The organism is Clostridium sp. JS66, assembly GCF_033561535.1.
Classification (GTDB): Bacteria; Bacillota; Clostridia; order Clostridiales; family Clostridiaceae; genus Clostridium_AM; species Clostridium_AM carboxidivorans.
Window position 1 is genome coordinate 6,212,662 of the sequence record NZ_CP131467.1, and the last position, 18,110, is coordinate 6,230,771.

20 protein-coding genes are annotated in these 18,110 nt (G+C 29.1%); 10 read left to right on the forward strand and 10 right to left on the reverse strand.

Annotation, left to right across the window (positions count from 1 at the left end; translation table 11 throughout):
- Positions 1–18: 18 nt before the first annotated feature.
- The 7 genes from Q6H37_RS28885 to purR all read right to left on the reverse strand — a co-directional run bounded on the left by Q6H37_RS28885 (position 19) and on the right by purR (position 7,334).
- Positions 19–1,203: a S1C family serine protease gene (locus Q6H37_RS28885; protein WP_318738501.1), complete on the reverse strand. Its 1,185-nt coding sequence runs from the start codon at positions 1,201–1,203 to the stop codon at positions 19–21.
- 90 nt (positions 1,204–1,293) lie between these two features.
- Positions 1,294–2,703 carry a HAMP domain-containing sensor histidine kinase gene (locus Q6H37_RS28890; protein WP_318738503.1) on the reverse strand — a complete coding sequence of 470 codons (1,410 nt, stop codon included), beginning with the start codon at positions 2,701–2,703 and terminating at the stop codon, positions 1,294–1,296.
- Between the two features lies 1 nt (position 2,704).
- Positions 2,705–3,391: a response regulator transcription factor gene (locus Q6H37_RS28895; protein WP_318738505.1), complete on the reverse strand. Its 687-nt coding sequence runs from the start codon at positions 3,389–3,391 to the stop codon at positions 2,705–2,707.
- A 229-nt stretch (positions 3,392–3,620) separates the two neighbouring features.
- Positions 3,621–4,580 (reverse strand): ribose-phosphate diphosphokinase, encoded by a 960-nt coding sequence (locus Q6H37_RS28900; protein ID WP_007059881.1) that lies wholly within the window; start codon positions 4,578–4,580, stop codon positions 3,621–3,623.
- A 19-nt stretch (positions 4,581–4,599) separates the two neighbouring features.
- Positions 4,600–5,970 (reverse strand): bifunctional UDP-N-acetylglucosamine diphosphorylase/glucosamine-1-phosphate N-acetyltransferase GlmU, encoded by a 1,371-nt coding sequence (gene glmU, locus Q6H37_RS28905; RefSeq protein ID WP_318738507.1) that lies wholly within the window; start codon positions 5,968–5,970, stop codon positions 4,600–4,602.
- A 159-nt stretch (positions 5,971–6,129) separates the two neighbouring features.
- Complete coding sequence (gene spoVG / locus Q6H37_RS28910; protein WP_007059879.1) at positions 6,130–6,420, reverse strand: septation regulator SpoVG; 291 nt, start codon at positions 6,418–6,420, stop codon at positions 6,130–6,132.
- A gap of 98 nt (positions 6,421–6,518) precedes the next feature.
- Positions 6,519–7,334, reverse strand: coding sequence for a pur operon repressor (purR, locus tag Q6H37_RS28915; protein WP_007059878.1), 816 nt, complete (start codon positions 7,332–7,334; stop codon positions 6,519–6,521).
- A gap of 248 nt (positions 7,335–7,582) precedes the next feature.
- Here purR and murC point away from each other — a divergent pair, with 248 nt between their 5' ends.
- The 4 genes from murC to Q6H37_RS28935 all read left to right on the forward strand — a co-directional run bounded on the left by murC (position 7,583) and on the right by Q6H37_RS28935 (position 11,577).
- Entirely contained in the window at positions 7,583–8,959 is a 1,377-nt protein-coding gene (gene murC, locus Q6H37_RS28920; RefSeq protein WP_318738510.1) for a UDP-N-acetylmuramate--L-alanine ligase, read from the forward strand.
- A 69-nt stretch (positions 8,960–9,028) separates the two neighbouring features.
- On the forward strand, positions 9,029–9,343 hold the full coding sequence (locus tag Q6H37_RS28925; RefSeq protein WP_318738511.1) for a hypothetical protein: 315 nt from the start codon (positions 9,029–9,031) through the stop codon (positions 9,341–9,343).
- 105 nt (positions 9,344–9,448) lie between these two features.
- Positions 9,449–10,798, forward strand: a complete 1,350-nt coding sequence (locus tag Q6H37_RS28930; RefSeq protein ID WP_318738513.1) for a [Fe-Fe] hydrogenase large subunit C-terminal domain-containing protein — start codon at positions 9,449–9,451, stop codon at positions 10,796–10,798.
- A 125-nt stretch (positions 10,799–10,923) separates the two neighbouring features.
- Positions 10,924–11,577 (forward strand): HAD family phosphatase, encoded by a 654-nt coding sequence (locus tag Q6H37_RS28935; RefSeq protein WP_318738515.1) that lies wholly within the window; start codon positions 10,924–10,926, stop codon positions 11,575–11,577.
- Between the two features lie 121 nt (positions 11,578–11,698).
- Here the strand turns inward: Q6H37_RS28935 and Q6H37_RS28940 are convergent, their stop codons facing one another.
- From Q6H37_RS28940 to Q6H37_RS28950, 3 genes are all read right to left on the reverse strand, one after another.
- A complete protein-coding gene (locus Q6H37_RS28940) occupies positions 11,699–13,072 on the reverse strand; it encodes a sensor histidine kinase (protein WP_318738517.1) in 1,374 nt (457 codons plus the stop codon).
- A gap of 2 nt (positions 13,073–13,074) precedes the next feature.
- Positions 13,075–13,782: a LytTR family DNA-binding domain-containing protein gene (locus Q6H37_RS28945; RefSeq protein ID WP_318738519.1), complete on the reverse strand. Its 708-nt coding sequence runs from the start codon at positions 13,780–13,782 to the stop codon at positions 13,075–13,077.
- A gap of 81 nt (positions 13,783–13,863) precedes the next feature.
- On the reverse strand, positions 13,864–14,712 hold the full coding sequence (locus Q6H37_RS28950) for a hypothetical protein (protein ID WP_318738521.1): 849 nt from the start codon (positions 14,710–14,712) through the stop codon (positions 13,864–13,866).
- A gap of 206 nt (positions 14,713–14,918) precedes the next feature.
- On the opposite strand from Q6H37_RS28950, the gene Q6H37_RS28955 reads away from it, so the two are divergent.
- The 6 genes from Q6H37_RS28955 (at position 14,919) to Q6H37_RS28980 (ending at position 18,083) form a co-directional block, all read left to right on the forward strand.
- A complete protein-coding gene (locus tag Q6H37_RS28955) occupies positions 14,919–15,320 on the forward strand; it encodes a hypothetical protein (RefSeq protein WP_318738522.1) in 402 nt (133 codons plus the stop codon).
- 416 nt (positions 15,321–15,736) lie between these two features.
- Positions 15,737–15,946: a spore coat protein gene (locus Q6H37_RS28960; RefSeq protein WP_318738523.1), complete on the forward strand. Its 210-nt coding sequence runs from the start codon at positions 15,737–15,739 to the stop codon at positions 15,944–15,946.
- Positions 15,947–15,982: 36 nt separating this feature from the next.
- Positions 15,983–16,345 (forward strand): spore coat protein, encoded by a 363-nt coding sequence (locus Q6H37_RS28965; RefSeq protein ID WP_318738525.1) that lies wholly within the window; start codon positions 15,983–15,985, stop codon positions 16,343–16,345.
- A gap of 20 nt (positions 16,346–16,365) precedes the next feature.
- Positions 16,366–17,502, forward strand: a complete 1,137-nt coding sequence (locus tag Q6H37_RS28970; protein ID WP_318738526.1) for a zinc-dependent alcohol dehydrogenase — start codon at positions 16,366–16,368, stop codon at positions 17,500–17,502.
- Between the two features lie 34 nt (positions 17,503–17,536).
- On the forward strand, positions 17,537–17,764 hold the full coding sequence (locus Q6H37_RS28975; protein WP_318738528.1) for a spore coat protein: 228 nt from the start codon (positions 17,537–17,539) through the stop codon (positions 17,762–17,764).
- Positions 17,765–17,789: 25 nt separating this feature from the next.
- The gene (locus Q6H37_RS28980; RefSeq protein ID WP_318738529.1) at positions 17,790–18,083 is read left to right on the forward strand and encodes a spore coat protein; all 294 of its coding nucleotides are present in this window, start codon (positions 17,790–17,792) and stop codon (positions 18,081–18,083) included.
- Positions 18,084–18,110: the final 27 nt, after the last annotated feature.

Consider the following 18,110-nt stretch of genomic DNA (forward strand, 5'->3'; position numbering starts at 1 on the left):
AAGAGACTAAATGTCTCTTTACTTATTTTTTTCTTTCACATCGGAAAGAACTATATTTACTTCTATAGTCTTGCCATTTCTCCAAACTTTACACTTTATAGAATCTCCAATTTTATGTTTATCTAAAACATCAGATAAATCTTCAAAGCGTAAGATTTTTTTATTATCTAATTCTACTATAATATCTGTTGGTTTTATTCCTGCTGAAGCTGCACCACTTTCTGGTACTACCTCACTAACATATACACCTTCAACTTTATTTTCCTTAGAAACTACACTTTGACCATATATTCCTAAAAAAGGCCTAGAAACTTTACCATAGCTCATAAGTGAGTTTATTATACTCTTTGCTTCATTTATAGATATTGCGAACCCCATACCCTCTGCATTTTGATCTGCACCTAGCTTTAAGCTGTTTATACCTATAACTTCACCTGCACTATTGCAAAGTGGACCACCACTATTTCCTGGACTTATAGCTGCATCAGTTTGTAAAACTTTGTATATAGCACCACCATACTGTATCTTCCTATTTAAAGCACTTATTATTCCCGCCGTAACAGAACCAGAAAACTCTTGACCTAATGGATTTCCTATAGCAATAGCCGTATCACCCACTTTTACTTTAGATGAATCTCCAAATTTAGCTGTAGGTAAATTTTGTGCTTCAACTTTTATAATGGCTAAATCTGATCTGCTATCTGCTTTAACTAGCTTTGCAGGTAAAACTTTTCCACTTGAAAACTTAACAGTAATTTTAGAAGCACCTTCTACTACATGATTATTAGTTACTATATATCCATTAGGATCAAATATAATTCCTGAACCACTTCCTACATCCTGCAGGCCAAAATATCCTTCAGCTTTATTGCTTATACCTACTACTGTAGGTCCTACCATTTCAGCCACTTTAGTTATAGAATTCTTAGAGGTATCTGCAATTTTAGTTTGATTATCTTGGCTTTTAGGTTCAATTAAAGATTGGTTTATTTGTGTATAAGACTTATCAGAATATCTTTTACCCGATATATATGCTCCTGATATTCCTCCTGAAACTGCTGCTATTAATATAAAAGTAACTCCCTTTGCTAAACTTTTTAATCTAGCTTTTTTTCTACTATTAGTAAATTTTATTCCTCCTGTAGCATTATCTACACTTTGCCATTTCACATCTTTAATCCTATTCTCTCTATTATCGTCCATAAAATTGCACCTCATAAAAATATATTTAATCCATTATATATATACTAGTAAATTTTTTTTACGTAACTATGAACAAACTGTTATTATTTTTTAAATCCTTTTTAGAGTAAATGTAAACGTAACTCCTTGAGGTTGTTGATTTTCTGCCCATATATCTTCTCCTAATTGTGTAAGTATACAGCTTACTATAGGAAGACCAAGTCCTGTACTCACCTTTGAAGTTCTAGATTTATCTTCTTTGTAAAATCTATCCCATATATGCTTTAGTCCTTCTTCTGATATTCCTGGTCCATCATTGAATATTGATACTATTACCTTCTCCCCTTTTGCCTTGGTACTAATTTTTACATTTCCGCCTTCATTTACATACTTTATTGCATTATCTGTAAGATTTGTCACTACTTGGGTTATTCTATCTCTATCTCCAACTACTAAAAGTTTATCATCTTGCATTAATACATCTACTGTAAGCTTTTTTTCTTTTATCTTGGTTTCAAACTTTATTACACACAATCTTATAATTTCATTTATATCAATTTCTTCAATTCTTAATTTAAATTGACCTGCTTCAATTGACGACAAATCCAATAGGTCATTTACAAGTCTTGTAAGTCTTTGAATTTCTTCATAAGTTATAGATAGATAATAATTCTCCTTTTCCTTTGGAATAACTCCATCCAAAATCCCTCCTATAAACCCTTTAATAGATGTTATAGGAGATCTTATTTCATGGGATACATTTGAAATAAATTCTCTTCTGTTTTTTTCTACTTTTTCCAAAGAATCTGCCATAGAATTAAATGATTTTGCCAAGACACCTATTTCATCCTTAGAATTTATTTTAACCCTTCTATCCACTTCTCCTTTAGATATTTTATCTGCTACATAGTTAATTTGCGCAAGAGGATTTATTATTATTTTTCGTGAAATGTAATATATTACAATACAAGAAACCATTATGGCAAATATAGCAGAAATCCATATTATTTCATAAACTCTCTTTAAAGCTCCACTTATTTCACTTAAAGATGAATGCATTATTATTACACCTTTAAACATTTCATTATGGAAAATAGGAATTTCAATAGTATGGACTGGAGCTGTAATTAGTTTTCCATACTTTCCTCTACTCTCCACAACATGATTTTCTCTTAATTGTTCTAAATCATTAGTTAAGACTTGCTTGCCAAGTATATTTTTATGTTCATTATCAGAAACAGCATAAACAATTCCATAATTATCCGTTAACCATATATTGGCAGATAGATACTTACCAACATAAACTAAGGCATCATTAAATTTATCAGCAGTTATTTTTTCATCTATATATTGAACAGCTGCAGTAGCTATAAGCTGAGAATCTGACATAAGCTGCGTCTTTCTCTGTTCAAAATAGTATCCTTCAAACCAATATGATAGAAATGCAGCTGTCATGATAAAGCTAACTGAAATTATTACTATAAATGTAGCTGCAAGTTTAGAGACTAAACCTTTCTTCATGCTATTTCACCTCAAACTTATAGCCTACACCCCATACTGTTTCTATTTGCCAATTAGGTCCTCCTTGTAATTTTTCTCTAAGTCTTTTTACATGTACATCTACTGTTCTTGAATCTCCTGGATAATCATATCCCCAAACCTCACATAAAAGCTGCTCTCTTGTAAATACCCTATTTTTATTATTTGCTAGATAATATACCAGTTCAAATTCTTTAGGAGGCATTTTTATCTCCTGTCCTTTATAAACTACAGTGTAAGAATTTATGTCTATTGTTAGGTCTTCAAAACTTAATACTTCTTTATTTTCATTATCTACATTGTATCTTCTCAAGACAGCCTTAACTCTAGCTAATAATTCTTTAGGTTCAAAAGGTTTAACTATATAGTCATCTGCTCCAAGCTCCAATCCAAGTACCTTATCGAAAGTTTCTCCTTTAGCAGTTAGCATAATAACTGGTGTTTCATATTCTTTTCTTATCCACTTTAATACATCTATACCATCAACATGAGGCAACATAATGTCTAATAAAACCAAGTCAGGTTTATATTCTAAAAAAACTTCCTGTGCTTCTCTTCCGTCATGACAAACTTCAGTATTATAACCTGAGTTTTCAACATACATTTTTATTACTTCACATATGTTTTCATCATCATCTACAATTAATATTTTTCCTATAGAACCTTCCATTGTACTATCTCCTTCATTTAATCAAATTTCGCACTTTAAATTTATTATATAGAAACTTTTTAATGTTCAATATTAAGTATACTACTAAAATTCTATGTCAGTATACTTACTATTAAATTTACCACACATACTATAAATAGTAACAGTATATACGTAAAAAAGTTACAAATAATTTACTATATTAAAAAAGTATGCAGAATTTAATTCTACATACTCTTCCAATTAATTATTAGTCTTCAAATAACTTACTTACTGATATATCCTCATATATTCTCTTTATAGCTTCTGCAAATACAGGTGCTACTGATAAAATCTTAAATTTATCTAGCATTTTATCTTGTGGTAAGTTTATAGTATTTAACATTATTAACTCTTTTATAGCAGATTCTTTTATTCTGTCTATAGCAGGTCCTGATAAAACAGCATGTGTACAACAAGCATATACTTCTTTTGCTCCTAATTTTACTAAAGCATTTGCTCCATTAGTTATAGTTCCTGCAGTATCTATCATGTCATCAATTAATATTACAGTTTTATCCTTTATATCACCAATAACATTCATTATTTCTGATACATTAGCCTTTGGTCTTCTTTTATCTATTATAGCTATTGGTGCATGTAATTTATCTGCAAACTTTCTAGCTCTTGTTACGCTTCCAAGGTCTGGAGAAACCACAACTATGTCTTCTCTATCTGCAAATCCTTTTTGTATAAAGTATTTTGCAAGAATAGGTGCTCCTAACAAATGATCTAGTGGTATATTAAAATATCCTTGGATTTGAGCTGCATGTAAATCCATAGTTAATACTCTATCAGCTCCTGCAGCAGTTAAAATATCTGCTACTAATTTTGCTGTAATTGGATCTCTTGCCTTTGCTTTTCTATCCTGTCTTGCATAACCATAATAAGGCACTACTGCAGTTATTCTTCCTGCAGACGCTCTTTTAAATGCATCAATCATGATTAAAAGTTCCATTAAGTTGCTGTTTACTGGATTATTAGTTGATTGTACTACGAATACGTCTGTTCCTCTTACTGTCTCGTTAATATCTACTGATATTTCACCATCACTAAAAGTTGAAACCTTTGCGCTTCCAACGGATAGTCCTAATATATTAGCAATATCTTTAGCTAATTCAGGATGAGAAGTACCTGTAAAAATTTTAATGTTCTTACCATGGGTTATCATTATATAATCCTCCTAAAATTTATTTCTTTAGCCCTTTTTTCTCTACCCAACCTTCTATGTTCTTTTGTCTAGCCCTTGCAACCGCCAAAGCACCCTCAGGAACTTCTTTTGTTATGGTAGATCCTGCTGCTATATATGAGTTATCTTTTACTGTAACTGGAGAAACTAAATTTGTGTTACAACCTATAAAGGCATTGTCTCCAATTATAGTTTTATACTTAGCTGTTCCGTCGTAGTTAACTACAACAGTTCCACATCCGAAATTACATCCGCTTCCAACCTCTGCATCTCCAATATAAGTTAAATGTGAAACCTTCGTATTATCTCCTATAGTAGATTTTTTAATTTCGACAAAATCTCCTATTCTTGCTGATTTTCCTATAACGGTTAATGGTCTTATATAAGCAAATGGTCCAACTGTAGTATTCTCACCAATCTTACTATCTAATATTACAGAGCTTTGAATAGTAACTCCTTTTTCTACAGTACTGTTGTCTATTCTTGAATTTGGATATAATATGCATTCTTCTTTTATAATTGTTTTTCCTTGTAGAACATTGCCAGGATATATCACTGTATCATTGCCAATTTCTACATCCTTACCTATGTATGTATTATCAGGGTCAATTAAAGTAACTCCATTTTCCATATGTTTTCTATTTATTCGTCTTCTCATAACTTTTTCTGCATCTGCAAGTTGTATTCTAGAGTTAACTCCCATAGTTTCTTCAAATGGCACAGGAAGTGCACCTATCTTTTCTCCCTGATTCTTTAAAATTCCAATAACATCTGTTAAATAGTATTCTCCTTGTGCATTATTATTATTTAACTTCTTAATGCTTTCAAGTAACGCTTGTATATCAAAACAATACATAGCTGAATTTATTTCATTAATTTTAATTTCTTCTTCATTACAATCTTTATGTTCTACTATCTTGGAAACATTATTATTTTTTTCTCTTACTATTCTTCCATATCCAGTAGGATTATCTACTATGGATGTTAAAATAGTAGCTTTATAATTTCCATCTTCATGAAAATTAATTAGTTTCTTAACAGTATCTTCTGTAATTAAAGGAGCATCTCCAGTAAATATGGCTACTGTTCCTTTCTTTTCTTCCAAAAATTCCTCAGCACACATTACTGCATGGCCAGTTCCTAATTGCTTATCTTGAAAAGAATATATAACATTTCTTGATGAAGTAGCCTCCTTTACCTTATCCGCACCTTTTCCAACTACTACATTTACTTCATCTATTCCTGAATTTCTCATAACATCTATTACTACATTTACCATTTCTGTTTCACATATCTTATGAATAACTTTGGGAAGGGAAGATTTCATCCTTTTTCCTTCTCCAGCTGCTAATATTATAGCACATTTATACATTTTAACACCTCTTTATGGTTATAAAATTACATTTTTCTACTTTATAATTATAAAACATCCTCTAATATTATATTTTATATAAAATTTATTTTCAACCTTATACAGAATTTTTATGTAAAATTTACAATAATAAAAAGGAGTATTAACTACTCCTTTTTACTATTCTTCTACTTTTTCAGCAGAAACAGTTTCTTCACTTTTTACTTTTTCGTATTCGTCTAGAATTGATTTTTGAATTTTTTCTCTTGTTTGAGTATTGATTGGATGCGCAATGTCTTTAAATTCTCCATCAGGAGTTTTCCTGCTTGGCATTGCTATAAAAAGCCCATTTTGACCTTCTATAACCTTTATATCGTGAACAACGAATTCATTATCAAAGGTTACTGAAACAATAGCTTTCATTTTACCCTCAGCAGCAATTTTTCTTACTCTAACGTCTGTAATTTGCATATAAAATCCACCTCCAAGATGCTTATTTATATAGTATTCTCTATAACTTATAATTTTCCTTCTTATTTTTTGAAAAATCAATAAATTTTTTCAAATTTCTATTTAAACATTTTAGAAGGAAATAATAATGCCTCTCCTTTTTCATCACTTCCCTCAAAATCTACTATGGATACATAATCATGAATTAATTTTTTAGGAGTTTCTACATTATCTATTAATACTCCAATTCCTAAAAGCTCACTATCAAATTCCTTAAGTAAATCAACTATACCCATAGCAGTGCCTCCAGCCTTCATAAAATCATCTATAAATACACACTTGCTTCCTTTCTTAATTGCTTTTTTTGATAACGACATATTTTGTATTCTACCACTTGAACCTGAAACAAAATTTATACTTAAAGTAGATCCCTCTGTGAGCTTTGTTTCTCTTCTCACCACAACTAACTGTACTCCAAGCATTTTTGCTACCTGGTAAGCTAACGGTATTCCTTTAGTTTCAACTGTAACAACATAGTCTACACACTTATCATTAAAGGCTGATGCAAGTATTATAGCTGCCGTATGTATTATTTGTGGATTAAACATTATATCTGTTACATACAAGAAATTCCCTGGTATTATTCTTTCTCTATTTTTCAAAATAATACATAGTTTTTCAGCAAATTCCTTACTTTTTTCATATGATAACCCGCATACATATTTCACTCCACCTGCTGCGCCAGATATAGTCTCTATTCTTCCCATAGAAAGCTTATTTAAGGTATCCTTTACAACCACCAAATCTTCACTTATTGTAGACTTAGCCGCATTAAACATTTCTGTAAAATGGTTTAAGTTTATTATCTTGTTTGGATTTTCTATTAATACTTTAGTTATAGCCGCAACCCTTTGATTTCTAGTAAATTTCTCCATTATATCACCTATTATCTATATAAATTTTACGAATATTTTTTTAAAAATATATTCTAATATTCATATTCTATTCTAAAAGCCATACTTAATCAATACTATGTCATCATATTTAGTGATATACAACAGGAAATTTTATTTTATACAGATTATTTATCAATTATATAAAATAAAATTTAGTAACTGTGTTTTTTCTTATTATTTTTGTATATAATTAATAAATAAGGTTAATTATTAAGGAGATGATTACATTGTCATTTGATTTCATAAAAGACAAAGATAAAAAAATATACTTTATAGGTATAGGCGGAATAAGCATGAGTGGCTTAGCCGAAATACTTTTAGAAAAAAACTTTAAAGTAGCTGGTTCTGATATAAAAACTTCCCCAGTAACAAACAAGTTAGCAAATAATGGGGCCTTAATTAATATAGGACAGGTTGAAGAAAATATATCTGAAGATATAGATCTAGTAGTTTATACTGCTGCTGTTTCTAAAGATAACCCTGAATTACTAAAAGCTAAAGAATTAAATATACCAATAATGAGTCGTGCTGAATTTTTAGGACATTTAATGAAAGGTCATAAATTTAATGTAGCTATAGCTGGTACTCATGGTAAAACTACTACAACCTCTATGGTATCCCATATATTTTTAAATGCAAATCTTGATCCTACTATACTTGTAGGCGGTCAATTAGATGCCATAAATGGTAATGTTCGCACTGGTAACAGCGAGTATTTTTTAACTGAAGCTTGTGAATATAAAGGATCTTTTCTTAAATTTTTCCCTTATATAGGGGTAATTTTAAATATAGATGCAGATCACTTAGATTTTTATAAAGATATAGATGACATACAAAATGCATTTATAAAATTTGCAAAACTAATTCCTAAAAACGGCTATCTAATATGTTATGGAGAAGATCCAAGGATGAGCAAGGTAATTTCTGAGTGTAACTGCAATGTGTTGACTTATGGATTAACTAATGGAAATGTATTAGCTAAAAATATGAAATTTGACGAAAAAGGTTGCGCTTCTTTTGATGTTTACGCTTCAAATGAAATGATAACGTCCGTTAAATTAAATGTTCCTGGTAAGCATAACATTTTAAATGCACTTGCAAGTATATGTGTATCATTAAGTCTGGATATTCCAACAAACCTTATATCTAAAGGATTGGAAAGCTTTAAAGGAACCCATAGAAGATTTGAAATCAAAGGAGTTAAAAATGGAATTACAGTTGTAGATGACTATGCACACCATCCAACTGAGATAAAAGCCACCTTAAGCGCTGCAAAAAATTATCCACACAATAAAATTTTTTGTGTATTCCAACCACATACTTATTCAAGAACGTTAAATTTATTTAAAGAGTTTACTGAAGCTTTTGATGATGCTGATGAATTAATTTTAGCGGACATATATGCTGCTAGAGAAAAAGATACAGGTGTGGTAAGTTCTTCTATGCTTGCAGATAAAATTAAAGAAACAAAATCAGCATGTTTTAATTTTCACAGTTTTGAAGAAATTGTTTCTTATTTAAATAAAAATGCAAAAAATGGAGATGTTATTTTAACTGTTGGTGCTGGAGATGTATTTAAAGTAGGCGAAATGTACCTTAAATAATTTTTATTATGTGTAAAATCCTTCAACATGGTAATAATACACTTATAACCTGTTGGAGGTGTTTTTTATATGAAAAATTTTTTAATATCAGCTTCAGTAGATATTATTTTGATTTTTGCTTCTTATTTCTTGTTTAGAAAAGCAATAAGCGGTCCTGTAAGACATAGATTATATGAAAAAATTTTTAGTTCTTTTGCTAAATTTGTTATATATATCTTTGTCGCAACAGTAATTTTAACTTCAATTGTTGCTTATATATCCTATAGAACCCGTTTCATATCTTATCTAAATATAATAGCTCCTGCCGCAGTATCAATACTAGTGGGATTCTTTATGTCCACTGTGCCAACAAGAGGTGAAGGAGATAATAAAAATAATTTTTAATTTTATATTAGTCATATAATGTAAGTAATTGTAATATTACTACAATATTCTATGTTATAATATTGCTTAGAATATTATTTATTGAATCTATAAGGAGATGGTAATATGAAAGCAAAATATAGCAACTTATTTAAAAGCATAGTAAGCGCTTACTATGCTGATAATTTTGAGGAAAAGGTAAAAGAGATTTTATCACAAGAAGACATAAATAAAGAAGAGCTTTGTAAAGTTATTTCTTCACTTTGTGGAACAAGTGTTCCCTATAGTCCTAATTTTATTAGCAATTTAAAGAATGCCATTGCATCTTATGAAATCTCTCATAAAGTAGTTAATAAAATTAAACATTGTTCTATGGACTGCGTGAATACATCTCAAAAACCTCTTTGTCAAGCTTCATGTCCTTTCAATGCTATTTTTGTTGATAAAGAAAGTAAAAGCACTTACATAGATAATGATAGGTGCACAGATTGTGGTTTTTGTGTAGAAGCCTGTCCTACAGGTGGAATCCTTGACAAAGTAGAGTTTATTCCTTTGGTAAACTTATTAAAAAGTAATTCACCTGTTATAGCTGCAGTGGCTCCTGCTATTTCTGGACAATTCGGAGAAAATGTTACTATAAATCAATTACGAGCTGCCTTTAAAAAAATTGGTTTTACAGATATGATAGAAGTTGCTTTTTTCGCTGACATGCTTACATTAAAAGAAGCTGTAGAATTCGATCATCATGTAAAAAACGAAAAAGACTTAATGATAACTTCTTGTTGTTGTCCTATGTGGGTAGGTATGCTTAAACGAGTTTATAGTAACTTGGTAAAGCACGTTTCCCCTTCTGTTTCACCTATGATTGCTTCTGGTAGGGTCTTAAAGAAGATAAATTCAAACTGCAAAGTTGTATTTATAGGTCCTTGTATAGCTAAAAAAGCTGAAGCTAAAGAAAAAGACTTATTAGGAGATATAGATTTTGTACTTACTTTTGCTGAAGTAAAAGATATTTTTGAAGCATTAAATATAGATCCTTCAACCATGGAAGAAGACTTATCCTCCGAGTATGCATCAAAAGGAGGTAGGCTTTATGCACGCACAGGTGGTGTTTCAATTGCTGTATCAGATGCCACTGAACGATTGTTTCCTGAAAAGCACAAATTATTTAAAGCTGTTCAGTCCAATGGTGTAAGAGAATGTAAAGATATGCTTGAAAAAGCTCAATCCGGAGAAGTAACTGCTAATTTTATAGAAGGTATGGGCTGCATAGGCGGCTGTGTTGGTGGCCCTAAGGCTATTATTTCTAAAGACAAAGGCACAGAACATGTAAACTCTTTTGCTGAAAGTTCCTCTATAAAAGTAGCTGTAGATAGTTCTTGTATGAAAGATATACTAAGAAAAATAGGAATTGATTCCGCTGAAGATTTTAAATCTAAAAATAAAATTGAAATATTTGAAAGAAGCTTTGATTAATTTAATATTTAACTAAAATATTTAGAGCAAAAGGTTAAACTTGTAATAAGAAATAAGTTTAATCTTTTTTTATTTCATAGTACTTTCATTATGCTGTATGCTATACTGAAATACGAGGTGATTGTATGCTAAAAAACATTAAAGGTGCTATTTTTGATATGGATGGTACACTTATTGATTCTATGTGGGTTTGGAGTAAAATTGACGAAGAATATTTAGCTAAAAGGAATTTAACTGTACCTAAAAATTTAAAGCAAGATATTGAACATATGAGTTTTTCAGAGGTTGCTTGCTATTTTCAAAAAAAATTTAATATTTCAGACTCTATAGAGGAAATACAAAAAGAATGGAATGACATGGCATTATATCATTATTCTCATGATGTTACTTTAAAACCTGGCGCAAGAGAATTTTTATCATTATTAAAATCAAAAAATGTAAAAATGGCTTTAGCTACAAGTAATTGTAACCTTCTTATAGAGGCTGCTCTTAAAAAAAATAATATCTATAACTTTTTTGATTGTATAACAACTACAGATGAAGTTCAGCGTGGTAAAGATTTTCCTGATGTATACTTATTAGCTGCACAAAAGTTAAACTTAAAACCTGATCAATGTGTAGTGTTTGAAGATATATTACCTGCCGTAAAAGGTGCTAAAAGCGCAGGAATGAAAGTAGTAGGTGTCCATGATCTTTATTCCGAATATCAGAAAAAAGATATAATTAATTTAGCCGATATTTATATCTCTAGATATGATGAATTAAATAAAGTTGTCTAAAATTAAGTGGCTGTCACACTAAAATAATTAGTGTGACAGTTTTTTGCATAAAAATAAATTTGGGATCTTTTATCAAACACACATAGATGCTACTACATTAGGATAATTTATTTACACATGTTCATTTTATCTTTAGCATAAGATTAACAACAAACTTATTCTTTTCTTGTATTATATCGATTATACCATTATACTTTTTTACAGTAGCCTCTATATTAGAAATTCCTATACCATGATTAAGTTTATCTAACTTTTGGGTAATAATTTTATCTTCAACATACTGAATTTTATCCATACATGTATTAGAAATTTCAATTATTAAATATACTTGCCTAATATAAGATTTTATAAATATCTTTCTATCAATACTAGTATCATTAATCCTCCTGCAAGCTTCAATTGAATTATCTAAAGCATTACTTAAAATAACGCATAAATCCATAGGTTCTACTAAAGTTTTCTTAGGCATAATAAAATCACAATTAAATTTTATTCCTTCAACTTTAGCTATATTATATTTTTCATTCATGACTGCATCTGATACAGGATTTCCTGTTTTTATTTTAAAATCAAGCTTACCCATAGTTTGTCCTATATTATCAATGTATCCTTTCATCTCTTCTATATTATTATTTATAGCTAAACTTTTTAAGCAGTTAAGATGATTATTCATATCATGCATTACACTTCTTATTTCTTTATAAAGCCCTTCAACATTTTTATTGTAGTTACACTGTAAATTAAACTGCTGCTGCATAAGCATATTCTTTTGCATTTCTTCTTTTCCATGAAGCATTTTTTGAAATATATATGCTGTAATCAATATTGATATCATAAGTGCAAAACTTGCACAAGGTAAAATGTAATAAATTTTCGGAAACAAATAAGCTAAATAATATTCTTTATTATTAATCTTAATTACTTGAATAAAATAAAAAATAGCTACTAAACTATAAATAGACAAGCACGGAATTAATAGACATAAACTTTCATATAAGTCTATTCTTTTCCCTTTTAAGCTTAATAAATTACAAATAATCTTTAAAAATATAAATAATAAAATAACTCTAGTAAAATCACTGAATATAATATTAAATGAGCTAATAACCATATGTTCATTAAAAGACATATTTTTATTATGAGTCATAGGAAGTACTTTAAAATCAATTATTAAAAAAGCCATACTAATAAGCAATCGTATTGTATTCTCAACAGCAACTGCATAAAGTTTAATTATAAAATTTCCTTTACATAAAAAATATATTATAAATAGCCAAATTAAATCACTTATCATTTTAGTTAATATTTCAGATTGAAATTTCGAAATATAAAAACTAATAATTGAAAAAAGCAACATGTATATAATGAATTTTTCAACCTTTACTTTAAATCCTAAAAACCTTTTATAAAAGTAATATTGCACTGCATATAAAAAAATTATCGATAAGCATTGTGATAAAATTTCTATGCTTTTAACAATTTGTTGTTTATCCATATTTATTGTCCCTCATTTTTTAAATAATACATAAATGCTTTAGAGAAATCATTTAATTTATATTTAGAAACATATATTTTCTCTAAATTTTTTAAAGTTATAAAAGTATTATCATAACTATAAACGTAATTAAAATTCACAATGTAGCTTTTATGACATCTAAAAAAATTACCTCCAGAAAGTTCTTGTTCTATGTCATAAAGTTTATAATAATATTCAATAATATCATAGGTTGTATGTATCTTTAGCTTTCTTTTTTCTGATTCTATATACATTATATCTTTTAAAAAAATCTTCGTTTTTTGACTAATAGTTTTAGCAATTATAAACTTATCCCTTTTATAAACTGATTCTAAAGCTGAATACAAAACTTTTTTAAATTTTTCTTCATTAATAGGTTTTAAAATATAATTAAAAGCTCTTACATCAAAAGCTTCAAAAACATAATCTTTAATTCCCGATATAAATATAATAATAGCCTTTTCATTTACACACCTAATTTTTTTTGCAGCATCTATACCTGTAATTTTATTCATGAGTATATCTAAAAAATATATATCAAAATCTAAAACTGATATCATTAACTCTTCACCGTTAGAAAATTCAACTATCTCATGCTGTTTTCGTGCTAAACTTAAATATTTTTCTATTATATTAACTATTCCTTGCCTTTGATTAATTTCATCCTCACAAATAGCTATTTTTAGCATTAAACCACCTCATACCAATTATAACATGTATTAAACCTGTGGTTAAACTTTCCACAAGTTTAATACGCATAGAGACAATTTTTAAGCTATATTGTTAATATTTCCACCACTACTTTCAAATTTATCTTCAATATTCACTATATAATTTTTAACATTTTGCTCACCTTTGCACTGTTCTATAAATATTTTATTCTCATCTTTTGAATTAGAACCACTATTTATTTGTTGAATTTTTTTAGTTATAGGTATATTAGCCTTTGGATTTTGATTTTTTGCATTTTCTTTGCTTTTATTGTTTATATCTTTAAGAGATTCATTAACTTTTTCTTCTAGATTTTTCATACCATCTTCCATTTTATTTAATTGTTTTTTGCTAAAAATAGGATCAATATGTCTAAAATTTATATCATAATCTATATCGGCTTTTAGTTCTTTTATATTACCTTTTATGCTATTTCTTATATTGGATAAATTACGGAAATTATTTAAGTCAGTAGAAAGATTTAAAATACCATCTAAAGAAGCCGATTTGTTTGAATCAGTTTCACAATTATTATTTAATTTTTGCTCTTTAGAACTTTTATTTTTATCTTTACCAAGAGCTTTTTGTTTGCCCTCTAACTGAAGCTTGCTGATTTGGTTATCAATTTCTTCAATTTGTTTATCAATATCTGCAGTTTTTTGTTTTATGGACAATGAATCCTCACCTTTTTTTAGTCCTTCTGCCATAATAGCATTTTTACTATCCTCTAATTTCGATTTTTGATCCATTAGCAATTCCAAAGGACTTTTCTTTTTTGTTTTCCCAATACTAGTATCCCCTCTGTGTATTGACCTTTTTTCATTAACATTATGCTCTATACTTGTATTACCAGTATTATATAAGTTTGTCACTGACCTACTATTGTTTGATGAAAAACCTATTTGCATAATACCACTCCTTTACTATAATTTTGAATAATTATGATATCTTATTTCACTTGTTTATATCGTAAATTACTTCATAAATTTCACCAAGTTGTATTAACAAGTCATAAAAATGTAATGAATAGATTGTTCTAATAAATATTAATGTGTAGATTTATTAAACCTGTGAATATAATATTAATGTATAAATTTTGAAGGGAGTATTTTTCATGTTACTTTTGCTATTTGTGCTTCTTGTAGGTGGAGCTTTATTTATGGCATACTATTTTACTAATCAAATATACAATCAGAAAAAACAAATACTATTACTAAAGCAACAGAATAATAATTTAACAAAGAAAGTAAAATGGAATAAAGATTCAAACTTAATTGCCCAATATATAACCCCTAATTTTACTGAAGCATTCGTTAACGATAATTGTGAATTATACATTTGCCCAATGGATAATTCAATAACACTTAACTCATTATCCAAAAATACTAGTGTAAAAATACTATGTAGTGTAAAAATCAAAAATGAATTGTGGTATGAAATTTCTATTACAAGTACTAGAAATGTTAATAATAGGGGATGGATAAAAGACAAATTTATTAACAGTGCTGTAAACTAACTTGAAAATAAAAAACTAAGCTAAAAATTTGCCCTCCTTAAAACAATAAGATAGCTTACCAACCTACAAACATTTCCATTGGTGTGACTTGCTTTCTAAAAAGTTGTAACTTATTGCATTTTAAAAGGAGGGTAGATACCCATAAGTAATCAAAGTAAAAATTATCATATTTGTAATCTACTAGAAATGAAAATAATTCTCCGCAAAGTATGAAGCTCTTCTAATTTCTACTTTTCTATCATTTCTATTTTATTTAAAATATACCTTCTATAAAAACATTCCATTTTTTGGCTACACATATTTATTGTAACATACAATTTATCTCTACTAAATATGTTCAATTAAATCTCATTGTATAATCCATGTTTATAGTTGGAACACTATATACTATAAAAATTATACGGGGAGGTGATTATATGGGGCAAGAAAAACTGGCACCAAATGAATTCATGCAAGTACATGAAATTTTAAATTTTAAAACCGTTTGTATGACTACTTCTAAACTCATGGAAGGTGTAGTATTTGACCAAGACCTTAAAGCTTTGTTAGAACACGATGTACAGCAGTCTATTATGGATATTAAAACCTTACAAAGCTTATATGAGAAGGCTCCAAAATTAAGATAGTTCCTTAATTATAATAAAAATACAGGAGGTAAAAAAATGATTAATGACTACTTAGAGGTTAGAAATGCAGAAGGAATGCCAAAACTTGTTGATGCTAGTATGTCAATGGCTTTCTTATTAAATGTAAAAAGTGGAATAAGAAACTGTGCTATTGCATTAACTGAAGCTGCCAGCCCAGAAGTAAGATCTATTTTACATACTCAACTAGATAATGGACTTAATATGCATGAAAAATTATCCAACCTCATGATACATAAAGGATGGCTTAATCCGGTTAATCTGGATAAACAATTTCAAATGGATTTGGAAACATCACAAACAGCTGCTCAAATTGCTGGTTTAAATTTATTTCCTGGCAATACAAGCAGAATTGGTAATTTTGCAACTCCAGAAAAATAATTAAGGAGGACTAAAAAATAATGAAAGCTGTAACTTTTCAAGGTATAAAAAGAGTAGAAGTCAAAGAGGTACCATCGCCTAAAATTCGAAAGCCCGATGATATCGTTATCAAAGTTACAAACTCAGCCATATGTGGATCGGACTTACATCTTCTTCATGATATGGTTCCTAATCTACCTCAAGGATACATTATAGGTCATGAACCTATGGGCATTGTTGAAGAAGTTGGACCAGAAGTTGTAAAGCTAAAAAAAGGAGATAGAGTAGTGGTACCTTTCAATGTAAGCTGTGGAGAATGTTTTTACTGTAAACATGGCCTAACATCAATGTGCGATAACTCCAACCCACACGGTGAAAATGGAGGTTTTTTTGGATATTCAGATACCTTTGGAGGATACCCAGGAGGACAAGCGGAATATATGAGAGTTCCATATGCCAATTTTACTCCTTTCCGTATTCCTGATGATTGTGAGATTGAAGATGAAAAATTAGTATTAATGTCGGATGCTATGGCTACTGCTTATTGGAGCGTAGAAAATGCAGGAGTAAAAAGCGGAAATACAGTTATTGTACTTGGATGTGGTCCAGTAGGACTTTTAGCTCAAAAATTTTGCTGGCTTAAAGGTGCAGAAAGAGTTATTGCAGTAGATTACATAGATTATCGATTAAAGCATGCTAAAAAACATAATAAAGTTGAAACAGTAAACTTTGAGCAACATGATAACACTGGTGAATATTTAAGAGAGCTTACTCATGGTGGTGCTGATATTGTTATAGACTGTGTAGGAATGGATGGAAAAATGACACCTCTAGAATTTTTGGGAACAGGTGTAAAGCTTCAAAGTGGAGCATTAGGTGGTTTCATCATAGCTACTCAAGCAGTCAGAAAAGGAGGTATGATACAAGTAACAGGAATTTACGGTGGTAGATATAATGGATTTCCTTTTGGAGATATAATAAATCGTAACATTAATATAAGGACTGGTCAGGCACCAGTAATCCCTTATATGACAACTCTTTATAATTTAATTGCTGAAAATAAAATTGATCCTAGTGATATTGTTACTCATAAATTACCACTTAATAAAGCATCTCATGGATATGAAGTTTTTGATACTAAAACTGAAAACTGTATTAAAGTTATACTCAAACCATAAAAATTTTATAATTCACCAAGGAGGCCTAAAAAGTATGGATCAACAAACAATTACACCAAATGAAACTATGCAATTACATGAACTATTAAACTTAAAAAATCTATGCCTGACCAAATCAGTTACTATGTCTTTATTAATTAGTGATGATGAATTAAAGTCTATTTTGCAAAATGATATTTCTAAATCAAAACAGCATATAAAAGACTTAAGTGAACTAATGTCACATTCTCCCGTAATGAATTCGGAAACTACTAAATATTAATTTAATATAGAAAGAAGGTAGATTTATGAATGCAATAATTGAAAGTCTCACTGGAATGGATAAAATGAGCGATCAAGTTATAGCAACAGACTTTTTGATATCTGCTAAAAGTGCTGTTAGAAACTATTCAATAGCATTAACTGAAACAACTTCGCAAAATGTCAGAACAGTATTAAGAGAACAACTAAATGATGCTATTATTGCTCATGAAACAATTTTCAACTATATGGTAAAAAAAAGATATTACAATGCTTATAATTTAAATGAGCAATATAAAGTAGATATGCAGACAACTGAAACAGCACTAAATCTTACATAAATAAAAAGTAAGTGAGGAGTATTGGAC

Coding starts and splice junctions, on each gene's coding strand:
- Q6H37_RS28925 (WP_318738511.1), top strand. CDS start 9,029: ATGAAAAATTTTTTAATATCAGCTTCAGTAGATATTATTTTGATTTTT.
- Q6H37_RS28900 (WP_007059881.1), bottom strand. CDS start 4,580: ATGATAACCCATGGTAAGAACATTAAAATTTTTACAGGTACTTCTCAT.
- Q6H37_RS28935 (WP_318738515.1), top strand. CDS start 10,924: ATGCTAAAAAACATTAAAGGTGCTATTTTTGATATGGATGGTACACTT.
- Q6H37_RS28950 (WP_318738521.1), bottom strand. CDS start 14,712: ATGCAAATAGGTTTTTCATCAAACAATAGTAGGTCAGTGACAAACTTA.
- Q6H37_RS28955 (WP_318738522.1), top strand. CDS start 14,919: ATGTTACTTTTGCTATTTGTGCTTCTTGTAGGTGGAGCTTTATTTATG.
- Q6H37_RS28975 (WP_318738528.1), top strand. CDS start 17,537: ATGGATCAACAAACAATTACACCAAATGAAACTATGCAATTACATGAA.
- Q6H37_RS28970 (WP_318738526.1), top strand. CDS start 16,366: ATGAAAGCTGTAACTTTTCAAGGTATAAAAAGAGTAGAAGTCAAAGAG.
- Q6H37_RS28890 (WP_318738503.1), bottom strand. CDS start 2,703: ATGAAGAAAGGTTTAGTCTCTAAACTTGCAGCTACATTTATAGTAATA.
- glmU (WP_318738507.1), bottom strand. CDS start 5,970: ATGTATAAATGTGCTATAATATTAGCAGCTGGAGAAGGAAAAAGGATG.
- Q6H37_RS28960 (WP_318738523.1), top strand. CDS start 15,737: ATGGGGCAAGAAAAACTGGCACCAAATGAATTCATGCAAGTACATGAA.
- Q6H37_RS28885 (WP_318738501.1), bottom strand. CDS start 1,203: ATGGACGATAATAGAGAGAATAGGATTAAAGATGTGAAATGGCAAAGT.
- Q6H37_RS28980 (WP_318738529.1), top strand. CDS start 17,790: ATGAATGCAATAATTGAAAGTCTCACTGGAATGGATAAAATGAGCGAT.
- purR (WP_007059878.1), bottom strand. CDS start 7,334: ATGGAGAAATTTACTAGAAATCAAAGGGTTGCGGCTATAACTAAAGTA.
- Q6H37_RS28930 (WP_318738513.1), top strand. CDS start 9,449: ATGAAAGCAAAATATAGCAACTTATTTAAAAGCATAGTAAGCGCTTAC.
- Q6H37_RS28940 (WP_318738517.1), bottom strand. CDS start 13,072: ATGGATAAACAACAAATTGTTAAAAGCATAGAAATTTTATCACAATGC.
- Q6H37_RS28965 (WP_318738525.1), top strand. CDS start 15,983: ATGATTAATGACTACTTAGAGGTTAGAAATGCAGAAGGAATGCCAAAA.
- Q6H37_RS28895 (WP_318738505.1), bottom strand. CDS start 3,391: ATGGAAGGTTCTATAGGAAAAATATTAATTGTAGATGATGATGAAAAC.
- Q6H37_RS28945 (WP_318738519.1), bottom strand. CDS start 13,782: ATGCTAAAAATAGCTATTTGTGAGGATGAAATTAATCAAAGGCAAGGA.
- spoVG (WP_007059879.1), bottom strand. CDS start 6,420: ATGCAAATTACAGACGTTAGAGTAAGAAAAATTGCTGCTGAGGGTAAA.